The organism is Pseudarthrobacter oxydans, from assembly GCF_013314975.1.
In the GTDB taxonomy this organism is placed as follows: domain Bacteria; phylum Actinomycetota; class Actinomycetes; order Actinomycetales; family Micrococcaceae; genus Arthrobacter; species Arthrobacter oxydans.
Genome location: NZ_JABTYH010000001.1, coordinates 151,822 through 166,219, shown reverse-complemented (window position 1 = coordinate 166,219; position 14,398 = coordinate 151,822). Strand labels below are relative to the sequence as shown.

The 14,398-nt window shown below is 66.1% G+C and carries 12 protein-coding genes; 6 read left to right on the top strand and 6 right to left on the bottom strand.

From position 1 onward, the window contains the following. Positions 1 to 139: 139 nt before the first annotated feature. Together HTS88_RS00760 and lplAB are read left to right on the top strand one after the other, a co-directional pair. On the top strand, positions 140 to 397 hold the full coding sequence (locus tag HTS88_RS00760; RefSeq protein ID WP_066275740.1) for a type B 50S ribosomal protein L31: 258 nt from the start codon (positions 140 to 142) through the stop codon (positions 395 to 397). 112 nt (positions 398 to 509) lie between these two features. Continuing rightward, a complete protein-coding gene (lplAB, locus tag HTS88_RS00755; protein WP_174174516.1) occupies positions 510 to 1,601 on the top strand; it encodes a lipoate-protein ligase LplAB in 1,092 nt (363 codons plus the stop codon). A gap of 102 nt (positions 1,602 to 1,703) precedes the next feature. On the opposite strand, the gene pepN is transcribed toward lplAB, so the two are convergent. Further along, positions 1,704 to 4,370: an aminopeptidase N gene (pepN, locus tag HTS88_RS00750; RefSeq protein WP_174174514.1), complete on the bottom strand. Its 2,667-nt coding sequence runs from the start codon at positions 4,368 to 4,370 to the stop codon at positions 1,704 to 1,706. Positions 4,371 to 4,390: 20 nt separating this feature from the next. Then, the gene (locus HTS88_RS00745) at positions 4,391 to 5,446 is read right to left on the bottom strand and encodes a YeiH family protein (RefSeq protein ID WP_425515540.1); all 1,056 of its coding nucleotides are present in this window, start codon (positions 5,444 to 5,446) and stop codon (positions 4,391 to 4,393) included. A 113-nt stretch (positions 5,447 to 5,559) separates the two neighbouring features. Between HTS88_RS00745 and HTS88_RS00740 the strand changes: the two genes are divergently transcribed. From HTS88_RS00740 to HTS88_RS00730, 3 genes are read left to right on the top strand one after another with little or no spacing between them, the layout of a single operon-like run. Next, positions 5,560 to 7,116: a circularly permuted type 2 ATP-grasp protein gene (locus HTS88_RS00740; RefSeq protein WP_174174511.1), complete on the top strand. Its 1,557-nt coding sequence runs from the start codon at positions 5,560 to 5,562 to the stop codon at positions 7,114 to 7,116. 60 nt (positions 7,117 to 7,176) lie between these two features. Then, on the top strand, positions 7,177 to 8,103 hold the full coding sequence (locus tag HTS88_RS00735; RefSeq protein WP_066275749.1) for an alpha-E domain-containing protein: 927 nt from the start codon (positions 7,177 to 7,179) through the stop codon (positions 8,101 to 8,103). Then, positions 8,100 to 8,951 (top strand): transglutaminase family protein, encoded by an 852-nt coding sequence (locus tag HTS88_RS00730; protein ID WP_174174509.1) that lies wholly within the window; start codon positions 8,100 to 8,102, stop codon positions 8,949 to 8,951. The genes HTS88_RS00735 and HTS88_RS00730 overlap by 4 nt, the downstream gene beginning before the upstream one ends. Positions 8,952 to 9,095: 144 nt before the next feature. On the opposite strand, the gene HTS88_RS00725 is transcribed toward HTS88_RS00730, so the two are convergent. Beyond that, positions 9,096 to 9,488: a hypothetical protein gene (locus HTS88_RS00725; protein WP_174174507.1), complete on the bottom strand. Its 393-nt coding sequence runs from the start codon at positions 9,486 to 9,488 to the stop codon at positions 9,096 to 9,098. Positions 9,489 to 9,856: 368 nt separating this feature from the next. Here HTS88_RS00725 and HTS88_RS00720 point away from each other — a divergent pair, with 368 nt between their 5' ends. Continuing rightward, on the top strand, positions 9,857 to 10,834 hold the full coding sequence (locus HTS88_RS00720; protein WP_174174505.1) for a magnesium transporter: 978 nt from the start codon (positions 9,857 to 9,859) through the stop codon (positions 10,832 to 10,834). A 111-nt stretch (positions 10,835 to 10,945) separates the two neighbouring features. Here the strand turns inward: HTS88_RS00720 and HTS88_RS00715 are convergent, their stop codons facing one another. The 3 genes from HTS88_RS00715 to glgC form a co-directional block, all read right to left on the bottom strand. Beyond that, a complete protein-coding gene (locus tag HTS88_RS00715; RefSeq protein ID WP_104187199.1) occupies positions 10,946 to 11,413 on the bottom strand; it encodes a pyridoxamine 5'-phosphate oxidase family protein in 468 nt (155 codons plus the stop codon). A 15-nt stretch (positions 11,414 to 11,428) separates the two neighbouring features. Next, positions 11,429 to 12,880, bottom strand: coding sequence for an SDR family NAD(P)-dependent oxidoreductase (locus HTS88_RS00710; RefSeq protein ID WP_174174502.1), 1,452 nt, complete (start codon positions 12,878 to 12,880; stop codon positions 11,429 to 11,431). 70 nt (positions 12,881 to 12,950) lie between these two features. Further along, entirely contained in the window at positions 12,951 to 14,357 is a 1,407-nt protein-coding gene (gene glgC / locus HTS88_RS00705; protein ID WP_174174500.1) for a glucose-1-phosphate adenylyltransferase, read from the bottom strand. Positions 14,358 to 14,398: the final 41 nt, after the last annotated feature.

Below are 14,398 nucleotides of genomic sequence, written 5' to 3'. Positions count from 1 at the left end.
AGGAGGTTGGTTCGCGGGCATCCGCGTTCTTACGCTATTATTGACAGCTGGCTGTAGTGCGCCCCCGGGCGACGCTGCTGACCATCCCATTCATACCTGGCAGCTGGCAAAATCCAGTTGTGCGAACAAAGGTCCAATTATGAAGTCTGATATCCACCCGAAGTACGAAGCTGTTGTTTTCAACGACCTGGCTTCCGGCACGAAGTTCCTGACCAAGTCCACCGTTTCCTCCTCGAAGACCATCGAATGGGAAGACGGCAACACCTACCCGGTCATCGATGTCGAAATCTCCTCCGAGTCGCACCCGTTCTACACGGGCAAGCAGCGCATCATGGACTCCGCAGGCCGCGTCGAGCGCTTCAACGCTCGCTTCAAGGGCTTCGGCGGCAAGAAGTAACGCACTTCCGCAAGGTTCTTTTGGGAAAGCCCGCACCGGCAAACGGTGCGGGCTTTCTGCGTCCCGGCCCGCTGTTACAGGCATCCGGCACTTCTGGGGGAGGATGGATGGCATGAGCACCACACCCTCTTCAGCAGGCCACTCCATCTCCCGCCGCCACGGTGAATACAAAGTGCCCGGCGGCAAGCTTGTGGTGGTGGACCTGGACGTTGTTGACGGCCGCCTCGCCAACGTCAACCTCAGCGGCGACTTCTTCCTGGAACCGGACGAGGCCCTCCTGGACATCAACCGGGGGCTCACGGGGCTGCCGGACACCACGACGGCGGCCGAGCTTGCCGCCGTCGTGTCCTCTTCGCTGCCGGCCGGCGCTGCCCTGTTCGGCTTCTCCGCGGAGGCCGTCGCCATCGCCGTCCGCCGTGCCCTGGCCAAGGCAACCTCCTGGGCGGACCACCACTGGAACCTCATCGCACCCACCGTCCTGCCCACAGAAATCAACGTGGCCCTGGACGAGGTCCTCACCGAGGAGGTCGGCGCGGGACGCCGCCACCCCACCCTGCGGTTTTGGGACTGGCAGGAGCCGTCAACGGTGATTGGCAGCTTCCAGTCCTACCGCAACGAGGTGGACCCCGGCGGCGTGGCGAAGCACGGCATCAAGGTTGTCCGGCGCATCAGCGGCGGGGGAGCGATGTTCATGGAGGCCGGCAACTGCATCACGTACTCGCTGTACCTGCCGCAGACCCTCGTGGACGGACTCAGCTTCGCGGACTCCTATCCCTTCCTGGACGCGTGGGTCATGGCCGCACTGGAAAAGCTTGGCATCAACGCCTTCTACGTGCCCCTGAACGACATCGCCACGGACCAGGGCAAGATCGGCGGGGCCGCGCAGAAGCGGCTCGCCAACGGCGGCATGCTGCACCACGTCACCATGAGTTACGACATCGACGCCGACAAAATGGTGGACGTGCTGCGGATCGGCAAGGAAAAGCTCTCGGACAAGGGGACCCGCAGCGCCAAGAAACGGGTGGACCCGCTCCGGCGCCAGACCGGACTGGCCCGCGCAGCCATCATCGCCGCCATGGCGGATGTTTTCACCGACCGGTACGGCGCCACGCCATCAGAGCTGACGGAGGGCGAGCTCGCCACCGCCCGGGAGCGCGTCGGCACCAAGTTCGGCACCGCCGAGTGGCTCCACCGCGTCCCCTGAGCCCATCCACTGTCCCTGCCGGCCCCTAACGTCACAAGTTCGGCCAGGGAACCCTGCCGGCATGGGCCCACCTACTGTCGTTTTGGGGGTTCGAAACGGCACTTAGGGAGCAATCGATGGTGAATTCACGACGGCGGCCTGCGCCGTCAGTGCCCGCAGCAGGTGGCTGCGCTGTTCCACAATGATGCGCTGCAGGGCGCGGGGCGCGTCCGCATTGGCGGCCAACCATTCGTCCGTGCGCCGGATGGTGGGGTGCGCTGCCGGGTCGGTGCCCTCGGCCAGGTCCTGGGCCAGCGGGTAGAGGCCCCGGACAATCCGGCTGGCGATCTCGATGCTGCGGTTCTCCCAAATGCTGCGCAGGCACCCGAAATAGGGCTCCACGAACGGCTCCAGCAGATCCGCAGGCGCCGTCATGAACCCGCTGATGGTGGCGCTGAGCAGTTGGTTGGAGAGCCCGTTCCCGTCCACTGCCGCTTTCCACGCTGCTGCCTTGGCCTCCGGGTCCGGACGGGCGGCGAGGGCTGTGGCATGGCCGGCGCGTCCGGACGCCGTGGTGTCACGGGCGAGTTCGGCGTCCAGTTCCTCCACTGCCGCCTGGCCGTTGGCTGCCAGAGCATGCCAGAGGTGCCAGCGCAGCTCGGCATCCACGGCCAGGCCGTCCACTGGTGCCGTGCCGTCAAGGAGCCTGCGCAGCCGGGACAGCATTGCATCATCGTGCCGGCTGGTGCTGGCGAGGGTCCGGGCCCAGGCCAGCTGCTGGTCGGAGCCGGGTGCGGCCCTTTCCAGTTGCGCCGCTGCCGCTGCCAGGAACGTGGACCGCAGCGCAGCACGTTCGCCGGCCGGCGTGTAGCGTTCGACGGCGGTGCCTGCGTTGTCGAGGATGTTCAACAGGACGCCGATTCCTGTTTCGGCCGGACCAAACGCAACCACGGCTTCGACGTACCGCGCCGCCGGGCTTTCCCCGTCCCGGGCCGAGTTCCAGAGCGCCGTCCAGCAGAGCGCACGGGCCATGGGGTCCCCGATCCGGTCCAGGGACGAACGGACAGTTGCCTCGGACGCCGGGTCCAGCCGCACCTTGGCGTAGGTGAGGTCGTCATCGTTGACCAGCAGGAGCGCGGGCCGGGGCTTGCCGGCGAGCTGGGGGAGTGCCGTCCGGGCCCCGGCCACATCCGTTTCGAAACTGTCGGTGCGCACCAGGGCCCCGCCGCCGTCGAAATTATAGGACCCAACGCGCAGCCGGTGCGGCCGAAGCTCCTCCCGTCCTGTGACCGGGTCCGTGGCTGCCTGGACGATGGCCGCCCTGCCCAGCACGCCGTCGTCGTCCGCGCCCGGCACAGCTTCGCCGGGCACAATCCTTCCCGGCACAATCTCCAGGGACAGCGTGGAGATGCCCGAGGTCTGCAGCCACTGCTGCGCCCAGCCGGCCAGGTCCCGCCCTGAGGAGGCACTCAATGCGGCCAGCAGGTCGTCAAGCGTCGTGTTGCCGTACGCGTGCTTGCGGAAGTAGTCGCGGGAGCCGCTGATAAAGGCCTCGAACCCGACGTAGGCCACCAGCTGCTTCAGCACAGAGGCGCCCTTGGCGTAGGTGATGCCGTCGAAGTTCTGTTTGGCGGCTTCAAGGTCCGGGATGTCCGCAACGATCGGGTGGGTGGTGGGCAGCTGGTCCTGGACATAGGCCCAGGCCTTGCGCTTGTTGGCGAAGTTCACCCACGCGGTGTCCCAGTCCGTGGCGCGGTCCACGCCCAGGGTGCCCATGTAGTCGGCGAAGGATTCCTTGAGCCACAAGTCGTCCCACCACTGCATGGTGACCAGGTCGCCGAACCACATGTGCGCCATCTCGTGCATCAGGGTATTGGCGCGCCCCTGGTACTGGGCGTCCGTGGCGCGCGAGGTGAACACGTAGCTCTCGGTGAACGTCACCAGACCGGGGTTCTCCATGGCACCAAGGTTGTATTCGGGGACGAAAGCCTGGTCGTACTTGCCCCAGGGATAGGGGTAGTCGAATAGCCGGTTGAAGAAGTCCAGGCCGTTCTTCGTCAGCTGGAAAAGCTGGTCTGTGTCGAAAGACTCTGCCATCGACGCCCGGCAGTAGAGGGCGAGCGGCACGTCCAGGGAGGTGCCGTCGTCGAGCGTTGCCTGCCAGCGGTCCTCAGCCCTGAAGTACGGGCCGGCCAGCACGGTGGTGATGTAGGTGGACATCCGGCCGGTGGTGGCGAAGTCCCACCGGGCGGCAGAGGGGTCGCCGCTGAGGAGGGTGCGGGCAGCCTCCCCGCCGTTGGAGGCCACCTGCCAGCCGGCCGGTGCGGTCACGTGAAAGGTGAAGGAGGCCTTGAGGTCAGGCTGTTCGAAGTTGGCGAAGACCCGGCGGGCGTCGGCGGGCTCGTACTGCGTGTAGAGGTAGCACTGGCCGTCTGCCGGATCGAAGAAGCGGTGCATGCCTTCGCCGGAGCGGCTGTACAGGGCAGTGCCGGTGACGGCCACGTGGTTTTCGGACTGCAGGTTGTCCAGCCTGATCCTGGCGCCGTCCGACACGTCCTCCACGCGCAGTTCCTTCCCGTTGAGGACAACACTGTGGACCTCGCCGATGAAGTCCAGGAATGTTGATGCCCCCGGCTGCGAGGCCGTGAAGGTGATAATGCTGCGTGTCGGATAGCCCGCCACTTCCGGATCGGCCGCCTGCCGCACGTCCAGGGAGACGTCATAACCGGTGGTGCTGATCAGGGCTGAACGGTGGGCGGCTTCATCGCGCTGCAGATTCTCATGTGACACCCAGCTATCTAATCACGTGGTTATCCGGCGATCAGCAGGGCCGCCGCCAGCCCCAGGACGGCGATCAGGAACCACGACGCCAGCGCCGCCAGCAGTGCCCGCCCGCCTGTATGCAGGAGCGTCCGGATCCTGACGGCGGACCCCAGGCCGAAGAGCGCGGCGCCCAGCAGGATGTCCTGCAGTGCCGCCCCCGCCTCAAGCCAGCCTTCAGCCAGCCAGCCGGTTGAGCGGAGGCCCACCATCGCCACGAAGCCCAGGACGAACAGCGGCACCATGGGTGGCAGTTTTGCGTTGTCGCGGTCCGCGGCGTTCCCTCCCCGCGGCGCGAACCGGTGGTGCGCACCGGCCAGTGCCGCCACCGGCGCCAGCAGGAGTACGCGGGTGAGCTTAACCACGACGGCGATGCCCAGCGCCGCCGTCCCTGCGGTTTGCGCCGTGGCCACCACCTGGCCCACATCGTGCACTGAAGCGCCCGTCCAGGCGCCGAACACGGGCGCGCTGAGTTGGAGGGGATGGACCAGCAGGGGCAGGACGCCGATGGCAAGGGTGCCGCAAAGCGTTACGACCGCCACCGGCAGGACCGTGTCCACGTGCCGGATCCGGCGGACGGCGGCCATGGCGCCGATGGCGGAGGCACCGCAGATCGAGAAGCCGGTGGCCACCAGCAGCGAGGTGACCGGCGGCAGCCGGAACAGCCGGGAGATCAGGTAGGTGCCGCCAAAGCTGGCCGCCACCACGGCGACGATCAGGACCAGCGCCAGCCAGCCCAGTCCCAGCACGTCCATGATGCTGACTTTCAGGCCCAGCAGAACGATGCCGCCGCGCATGAGGTGCTTCCCCGCGAAGTCCAATCCCGGCCGCGCCCTGCCGGCTGTCCATACCCCGGACGCGGGAAGGTTGGCGGCCAGGACACCCAGCACCACTGCCAGCGTCATTGCGGGAAGCGCGGGAACCAGCCGGTGGACCAGGAATGCAGCCGCCAGGGCAACGGCCGCTGTGGCCAGCCCAGGGAGGAGCCTCCCGGGCCGTCCGGGCAGGTCCGGACCGGGCTCGCGGAAGGATCTGGGGACTGGCACTCACCTACTGTGCCGGAAAAGAGGCGCAATGCACGAACCAGGGCATCCCCGCCAACACGCCAGTATGGATGGCAGTAATGAATTCGAAACAAAAAGATGGTTGGCTATTGGACATGTCAGACCTATTCCAGGATTACTCCGTGGCCGCCGGCCGGTCCGGAGCCTACGACGAGATGTTCGCTCCCGGGCAACAGGCCCGGGACTCGTATGGGCAGGTGGCGGACGCCCTCCGCAAGCTCTCCCTTGCCGATGTGAGCGCCCGCGCAGATTCCATGGCGCGTACCTTCCTGGACCGCGGTGTGACCTTCGACTTTGCGGGGGAGGAGCGCCCCTTCCCGCTGGACATCGTTCCCCGGGTCATTCCGGCGGGGGAGTGGGACGTGCTGGAACGCGGCGTGGCCCAGCGCGTCCGCGCGCTGGAGGCCTTCCTCAACGATGTGTACGACAAGATGACCGTCGTTGCCGATGGCGTGATCCCCCGGCAGCTGGTCACCACCAGCGCGCACTTCCACCGGCAGGTCCACGGGTTCGAACCGGCGGGCGGCGTCCGTGTCCACATTTCCGGCATTGACGTTGTCCGCGACGCTGCCGGGACCTTCCGCGTGCTTGAGGACAATGTCCGCGTTCCCTCCGGCGTGAGCTACGTCCTGGAGAACCGCCGGGCCATGGCCAAGGGCCTGCCTGAGGCGTTCGGCCAGCAGCTCATCCGGCCGGTCGAGGAATACCCCCGCCGCCTGCTCTCTGCCCTGCGCAAGACCGCACCCTCCGGCGTCGACGATCCCACCGTGGTGGTCCTCACCCCCGGCGTGTTCAACAGCGCCTACTTCGAGCACACCCTCCTCGCGGGCCTCATGGGCGTGGAACTCGTGGAAGGCCGCGACCTCATCTGCCGCGGTAACCGTGTCTACATGCGCACCACGGCCGGCGAACAGCGCGTGGATGTCATCTACAAGCGGATCGATGACGATTTCCTGGACCCGCTGCAGTTCCGTTCAGATTCCATGCTCGGTTGCCCGGGCCTGGTCAACGCCGCCCGGGCAGGCGGCGTGACTATCGCCAACGCCGTGGGCAACGGCGTCGCGGACGACAAACTGGTCTACAGTTACGTCCCTGACCTCATCCGCTACTACCTCAGCGAGGAACCCATCATCGCCAACGTGGACACGTACCGCCTGGAGGAGAAGGAAGCCCGCGAATACACCCTGGACAACCTGGCCGAGCTGGTGGTCAAGCCGGTGGACGGCTCCGGCGGCAAGGGCCTGGTCATCGGACCGGACGCGTCCAGGGACGAACTCGATGCACTCCGCCAGCGGATCATCGCCGATCCCCGCGGCTGGATTGCCCAGCCGGTGCTGCAACTCTCCACGGTCCCCACGCTGAGCGGGGACAAATTCGGCCCCCGCCACGTGGACCTGCGGCCCTTCGCAGTAAACGACGGCGACAACGTCTGGGTGCTCCCGGGCGGGCTGACGCGCGTGGCGCTCAAGGAGGGGTCGCTGATCGTGAATTCCAGCCAGGGCGGCGGATCGAAGGACACCTGGGTCCTGGCCGATTCACCCCAGGTGCCGGTGGAAACCGTGCCCCGGCCCTCCATCTCCGTCCGGGAACGCGTCTCGGTATGGCCGGTGGAGAGCAACTGGCGGGACCGCCAGTCGGAGCAGCAGCAGTGAGCCGGGCCGTGACCTGGCAGTCTTCTTTTCCAGTTTCGGGCACGCAGGAGGTAGCCGCGAATGCTTAGCCGTATTGCCGAGTCCCTATTCTGGATCGGCCGTTATGTGGAACGGGCGGACGGCACAGCCCGCATCCTCGACGTCCACCTCGAGCGGCTCAACCACCTGCCCATGGACGAGCGCAAGAGCGTGGCCCAGGAACTCCTGGCCGTCATGGGCGCACGCCCGCAGAGCGAGGACTTCGGCCTGCCCGAGCTTCTCCACGCCCTTGCCTATGACAAGACCAGCGCCACCTCCATTGCAGGGTCCCTGGGGGCCGCGCGGGAGAACGCCCGGCGCGCCCGGGAAACTGTCTCCTCGGGCCTGTGGGAGAGCCTGAACACCACCTACTACGGGCTCAGCCAGCACCGCAAGGACGTGGTGGGCACCTACCGGTTCTGCAACTGGACGCTGGAACGGACCGCCATGGTCAGCGGCCTGGCGGACACCACCGTCAGCCATGACGAAAGCTGGCTCTTCCTGGTGCTGGGCCGGTCGCTGGAACGCGCGGACATGACCGCCCGCATGCTCTCCACCCGGGACGTGCTCTCTGCCGGGATGTCCTGGGTCAACATGCTCCGCTGCGCCGGTGCGTACGAGTCCTTCCTGCGCACCCGCCGTGCCGCCTTCGGCGACCAGCACGCCGCCGAGTTCCTGCTCCTGGACCGGCTCTTCCCGAGGTCCATCGTCTACGCCCTGAGGGACGCAGACGAGTGCCTGGCCAAGCTGGATCCCTCCGCCCAGCGGGTGGGGTTCATCAACGACGCGCGGCGGATCGTAGGCCAGGCGCGGACCTTCCTTGAGTTCCACCGGACGGATGACCTGATGTCCGAGCTCCCTGAGCACATGGAGCGCGTGCAGAAAGCCGTGGCGCAGGCGTCGGACGCCATTTCCCGTAAGTACTTCAATCAGGCGGATGAACTGGCCTGGGTGGGAGAAGTTTCATGACCCGGCTGAGCATCGTCCACAAGACGGCCTACAAGTACAACAAGCGGGTCACCCTGTCCTACAACGAGGCCCGGATGACCCCGCTCACCGATTCCCAGCAGGTGGTGCTGGAATCGGTGGTCAAGGTTTCGCCGTCGCAGGCCGCCGTCAGCACCTACCGCGACTATTGGGGCACCCGGGTCACGGCGTTCGACATGCAGATGCCGCACGACCACCTCGAGGTCGTTTCCAACATCACGGTGGAAGTCCACCGTGCCGAGAAGATCCCGGCCGAGGCGGACATTGCCGGCTGGGACGTCCTGGCCTCACCGGAAACCCTCAACACGTTCAGCGACTGGCTCCCGCAGTCCAGGCTCAGCGGCCCGGGGGACGAAGTCCTGGGCATCATTCCCGGAGTCGTGGCAGGGAAGAACCCGCACGAGGCCGCCATGGCCGTGTTTGAGTGGATGCGCGGCGAGATGACCTACATGTCCGGTTCAACCGCGGTGACCACCAACGCGGAGGAGGCATGGGGCCAGCGCCAGGGTGTCTGCCAGGACCTGGCACACCTGGCGATCGGTGCGCTGCGCAGCTGCGGTATCCCGGCACGCTACGTGTCCGGCTACCTGCACCCGCGGTCCAGTGCCGGCATCGGCGAGACAGTGGCGGGGCAGTCGCATGCCTGGCTGGAGTTCTGGGACGGCGACTGGCGCAGCTGGGACCCCACCAACCACAAGCCCGCCGGCGACTTCCACGTCACCGTGGCCCGGGGGCGGGACTACCGTGACGTGCCGCCGCTGAAGGGCATCCTGTCCGGCGGTGGCGGTTCCGCGCTGAGCGTCAGCGTGGAGATCACCCAGCTCGCCTGACCGGCAGCCGTGTGGAGCCGCGCGCTTGCTTACGGCTTCTGGGGGAGTTCCTAACTTTCCAGTACGGGGATGCCCAGCCTGGAGCAGACATCGGCTTGCCGCTACCGCACACACCCCGTCTGGGCTGTTGCCACAGGACCGTCTTTAGGGCCCTGTATGGAGGACCGAGCCGCCAAGGTTCTTTTGGATGAGCTTCGGGTCCTCGCTGACCACTGTCCAGTTCTTGCCCACGTTGATCGCGCGTTGCCCAACCGGCCTCCAGAAATCCAGCTGCGCCGCCAGATAAACGTCGTCGGTGTAGATCGCAAGGTAGGTAAACTCGCTGCAGCTTGCGGAGGTGGCGGAGAATTTGGAAGGAGGGGTGTCCAGAACCAGTTCCTGGCATAGCAGGCCAGCGGATTCCACAGCCTCCCGCAAGTCGTCTATCGACTCATAAGCTCCGCCATCCTCCGGCGGCCGCGTGGGTGCGGAACCTGAGCATGATGCCAAGGAGAAGGCGAGAATGACTGCGGCAGTGCCCATAGCGGTTCGGTTCATATCTGGTCCCCATTTCAGAAATCGTCCGCGCTGTCCCAGCCTAACCGGCCCAGGCACCCGCCGCGGCCAAGAATGGCCTTCCCCGCCGGGTCGAGCGACGGCGTACCTGATGGCGCAGCTGAAGCACCGGTTCCCCTGGATCCTTAAGTCATTGATTGTTGTCTGCGTAGGGGTCACTTTGGGCACGAGGCTGCGCAGACGAAGGGCTGCGACCGGGTCGTCCCAGGCCTCATTTACGCCAGGATCATGAGTGGGGCGATAGCATGGGTTGGTAGCACTGTCCGATGCCCGCGGCGGCGGCAAGGCGTAGCTCCAGGCTCGTCTGAGGTGGCGCAGGTATCGCGCCTAAAGCTGTCGAAGGATGTCCGATGACGATTCTCGATCCTGCCAGGTCCGACCAGTTCCGCACAGCGGCGCAGCATGCTTCATTCCACGTGCCCACGGCGCGCCGCGACGAATTGGCCACCCACGTTCTGGACGCCATGCGCGGCCAACACTACGACAGTGCCGCAGCGGTCGCAGTCCTTGATGGTGACCAACTGCTCGGCCTGGTCACCATCGAGAAGCTGTTCGCCGCCCCGCCTGCCACTCCGATGAGCCTGCTGATGGACGCCAACCCGCCGGTTGTCGCGTCCTCAACCGTGCAGGAGCATGCGGCCTGGAAAGCCGTCCACCACAATGAGCCGACCCTCGCCGTCATTGACGATGGCCGGTTCGGCGGTCTCATACCCGCCAACGCGATGCTTGAGGTGCTGCTGACTGAGCATGACGAGGACATGGTGCGTCTAGGCGGATTCCTGCGCTCTGCATCGCCCGCTCAGCTGACGACGGTGGAGCCGCTGCTGCGTCGCCTATGGCATCGACTTCCATGGCTGGGTGTTGGGCTCATCGGTGCGTTGCTCGCGGCCGGGGTGGTGGGCAACTTTGAGGCCGATCTGGCTGAGCACGTCCTCATCGCTTTCTTTGTCCCCGGCGTGGTTTATCTCGCCGACGCGATCGGAACACAGACGGAAGCGCTTGTCATTCGAGGCCTTTCGCTTGGTGTAGGCGTGCGGCGAATCATTGGCCGCGAGATCGCCACTGGTGTGATTCTGGGTCTGCTCCTTGGAGGGGTGTCACTGCTCGTTGTGGGATTGATCTGGCAGGACTGGGCCGTGGCCCTGGCGGTCGCTCTCTCGCTGCTGGCTGCCGCTTCAATCGCTACAGTCATCGCCCTGGTTCTGCCCTGGGTAATCAGCAGGCTGGGCCAGGACCCGGCCTTCGGTTCCGGGCCCCTCGCCACGGTGGTACAGGACATCCTGACTGTGACGATCTACCTTGCTGTTGCCTCCGCCCTCGTGGGCTGACTGCCCGCAGCCGCGTCCGGCACCAAAGTTCGCGCCAGTACCAGGCAGGGCTCAGCCACCGGCAGGTGAGGCCGCGGCAGGTGTGCACTCCGGCCGTGGCGGTGCGGGGTTTTACTCCTGAGCAGTCTTGATGGCGCCGCTGAGCTGGGTCCACCAGGTCATGGGTTCCGTCACCCTGAAGCGGCGGCCCGTGATGGTGTCCGGGGTGATGCGGACGAACACGTCCTTCTTGCCCGCCTGCCACGGGAAGAGGAAGAGCTGGGTGGTCTCCAGGACCTGCTCCGTGCCGGTGACGACGGCGGCCGTCCCCTTCACCACCACGCTCCAGGCCAGCCCGGTGTCAGGATCCACTCCGTCGGCTTCCACGGCCACGGCAGCGTCTTCCGAGGCTCCGGAGAGCTTGGTTCCTTCGCTCGTGCGGAACACCAGGGTGCCGCCGTCCACCGTGTAATTGATGGGGAAGATATCCGGCCGGCCCGAGACCAGGACGGCCAGCCTGCCGACGGACACGTTCCGGAGCATGGCCCAGCACTCGTGGTGTTCAAGATTCTGCACTTCAGATATCGGTTCGCCGCTCATGCCGCGAGCTTACCCTCACCAGGGGCTGGGTTTGTAGTCCTTAAGGAACACACCGTACTGGTCCTCGCCGTTCTCGCCCATGACGATGGGATCGTAGACGCGGGCGGCGCCGTCCACAAGGTCCAGGGGTGCGTGGAAGCCTTCTTCCATGAGCCTGACCTTGGTGAAGTGCGGACGCTCGTCGGTGATCCAGCCCGTGTCCACGGCAGTCATCAGGATGCCGTCGGTGTCCAGCATCTCCTGGGCGCTGGTGCGCGTCATCATGTTGAGCGCTGCCTTGGCCATGTTGGTGTGCGGGTGGCCGGGGCCCTTGTAGGCGCGGGAGAACTGGCCTTCCATGGCGGAGACGTTCACGATGTACTTGCGCCGGGCTGTGGAGCGCTTCATGGCGGCGCGCAGACGGCTTACCAGCAGGAAGGGTGCCGTGACGTTGCAGAGCTGCACCTCCAGCATTTCCAGCGGGTCAACCTCGTCCACCACCTGGGTCCAGCTGTTGATCGTAGCCAGGTCCGGAACCAGGCCGCCGGCGTCGATGGCCGTCCCGGACGCGATCCGCTCCAGTGATGCGGAACCGGTGGACAGCGCCAGGGACGTGATCGCGTCTCCGGCCAGCACAGGGTGCTCGGTGACGCTGCTGGCCAGCGCCAGGGGGTGCTTGTCATGCGCGTGGCCGAACGTCACCAGTTCCGGGCCGCCGTTCGCCTGCTCCAGGGCTGCCGGCAGGGGCTCATCCTCGGCGTCCACCAACGGCTTGTAGGCATTGCCGGAACGGCGGACGGTCTGGGCGGCATTGTTGATGATGATGTCCAGCGGCCCGGCCTCGGAAAGAGAGTCCGTCAGGGCCATGACCTGGGCAGGATCCCGCAGGTCTATGCCCACGATACGGAGCCGGTGCAGCCACTCGCCACTGTCCTCCATCGCGGCAAAGCGGCGGGCGGCATCCTTGGGGAAGCGGGTGGTGATGGTGGTGTGGGCACCGTCGCGCAGCAGCCGAAGGGCGATGTACATGCCGATCTTGGCCCGTCCGCCGGTCAGCAGGGCGCGGCGCCCGGTCAGGTCTGTCCGGGCGTCCCGCTTGCTGTGGCTGAACGCGGCACACTCCGGGCACAGCTGGTGGTAGAAAGCGTCCACCTGCGTGTAGTGCTGCTTGCAGATGTAGCACGGACGCGACCGGATGAGGTGTCCTGCAACTGCGCCCGTGGCCGAGGTGGCCAGCTTGTTGCCGCGGGTCTCGTCGTCGATCCGGTCGGGAGCGGCGGTGGCGGTCTGGGCGAGCACTGCCCGGTCTGCCTCGGAAATCAGGTCACGCTTGGTCACGCGCCGGTGCCGCTTGACGGCCTTGAACATCTTCCCGGTGGCGCGCCGCACCGAGATGTAGTCCGGGTGCTCCTCGTCATAGGCGTGGATGGTGTTCAGGACCTTGAGGCAGGCCTGGATTTCCTCAGGGGTCAGATCGGGGGAGCTCATTGTACCGATTTTACAGCCTGGGACACTGCCGGCCGCACCTTTGGAGGCGGGCCGGCCCTGGGGTCAGGTGCTAGATCCTGGCGCCCGGTGCAGCGTCGGCAGCAGCCGCAGCGTGCGTCTCGGCAACCCTGTCCACCGATTCCTGCAGGTCGGGGTGGTGGCCTGCGGCCGCCTTGACCGCATTCGGGACAAGGTGGAGGTTCCGCGCGGCAAGCTGCCGCTCGTCGTCAGTGGGTTCGGGAACGGTCTGCCCCTTGGCGAGGACCGTGATGCCGGACTCGGTGACCTTGAAGCCGCGGGCACGGTCCAGGTCGGCGTCCAGTCCGATCGCCGCTCCCGCGGGCACCTTGACGTTCTTGTCGATGATGGCCCGGTTAACAACGGCGCCCTCGCCGATCTGAACCTTGTCCATCAGGACGGAGTCGATAACCCGGCTGCTGGTGGCCACGTAGACGTCGTTGGACAGGACTGAGCCCTCCACGATGCCGCCGGAAATCACCACGCCGCTGGAAACGATCGAATCCAGCGCGGTGCCCACCGTGTTGTTCTGGCCGCGCACGAACTTTGCCGGCGGGGAGATGCTCTGCCTCGTGTAGATGGGCCACTCGGAGTTGTAAAGGTTGAACACCGGCAGCGGGGAAATGAGGTCCATGTGCGCGTCATAGAACGAGTCGATGGTGCCCACATCCCGCCAGTAGGTGCGGTCACGCTCGGTGGAGCCGGGGATGTCGTTGAGGGTGAAGTCGTACACGTCGGCCTCGCCCTGGTTGACGAAGTAGGGGATGATGTCCCCGCCCATGTCGTGCTTGGTGTCCAGCCGCTCGGCGTCGACGTGGAGCGCGGCCACCAAAGCGTCGGCGTCAAAGACGTAGTTGCCCATGGAGGCCAGGAACTGCGAGGGATCGGCGGCGAGGCCCGGAGTGCTGGAGGGCTTCTCCACGAACGCTGAAATCTTCTGCGGGTTGTCCTGGTCCACCTCGATCACGCCGAACTGGTCCGCCATGTGCAGCGGCTGCCGGACGGCGGCGACCGTTGCCTTGGCGCCGCTGTTGACGTGCTGCTCCACCATCTGGGCGAAGTCCATGCGGTAGACGTGGTCGGCTCCGACCACCACCACGATGTCCGGGTTGGCGTCATGAATGAGGTTCAGGGACTGGTAGATGGCGTTGGCGCTGCCCAGGAACCAGCTCTTGCCCACACGCTGCTGCGCCGGCACCGAGGCGACGTAGTTGCCCAGCTGGGTGGACATGCGCCAGGTCTCCGAGATGTGGCGGTCAAGGCTGTGCGACTTGTACTGCGTCAGTACAACAATCTGCAGGTAGCGGGAATTCACCAGGTTGGACAGCGCAAAGTCGATCAGGCGGTAGCTCCCGGCGAAGGGTACAGCAGGTTTGGCCCGGTCTGCCGTCAGTGGCATCAGTCTGTTTCCCTCGCCACCCGCGAGGACAATGGCCAGGACTTTTTTGTTCAACGGCATGATGGTCGCTCCTGTACGCCTTCGTAACTCCCCAAGACAGT

What these genes read in the sequence shown, in the direction of transcription:
- HTS88_RS00760 (WP_066275740.1), top strand. Translation starts at nt 140, where the DNA reads ATGAAGTCTGATATCCACCCGAAGTACGAAGCTGTTGTTTTCAACGAC.
- lplAB (WP_174174516.1), top strand. Translation starts at nt 510, where the DNA reads ATGAGCACCACACCCTCTTCAGCAGGCCACTCCATCTCCCGCCGCCAC.
- HTS88_RS00740 (WP_174174511.1), top strand. Translation starts at nt 5,560, where the DNA reads ATGTCAGACCTATTCCAGGATTACTCCGTGGCCGCCGGCCGGTCCGGA.
- HTS88_RS00735 (WP_066275749.1), top strand. Translation starts at nt 7,177, where the DNA reads ATGCTTAGCCGTATTGCCGAGTCCCTATTCTGGATCGGCCGTTATGTG.
- HTS88_RS00730 (WP_174174509.1), top strand. Translation starts at nt 8,100, where the DNA reads ATGACCCGGCTGAGCATCGTCCACAAGACGGCCTACAAGTACAACAAG.
- HTS88_RS00725 (WP_174174507.1), bottom strand. Translation starts at nt 9,488, where the DNA reads ATGAACCGAACCGCTATGGGCACTGCCGCAGTCATTCTCGCCTTCTCC.
- HTS88_RS00720 (WP_174174505.1), top strand. Translation starts at nt 9,857, where the DNA reads ATGACGATTCTCGATCCTGCCAGGTCCGACCAGTTCCGCACAGCGGCG.
- HTS88_RS00715 (WP_104187199.1), bottom strand. Translation starts at nt 11,413, where the DNA reads ATGAGCGGCGAACCGATATCTGAAGTGCAGAATCTTGAACACCACGAG.
- HTS88_RS00710 (WP_174174502.1), bottom strand. Translation starts at nt 12,880, where the DNA reads ATGAGCTCCCCCGATCTGACCCCTGAGGAAATCCAGGCCTGCCTCAAG.
- glgC (WP_174174500.1), bottom strand. Translation starts at nt 14,357, where the DNA reads ATGCCGTTGAACAAAAAAGTCCTGGCCATTGTCCTCGCGGGTGGCGAG.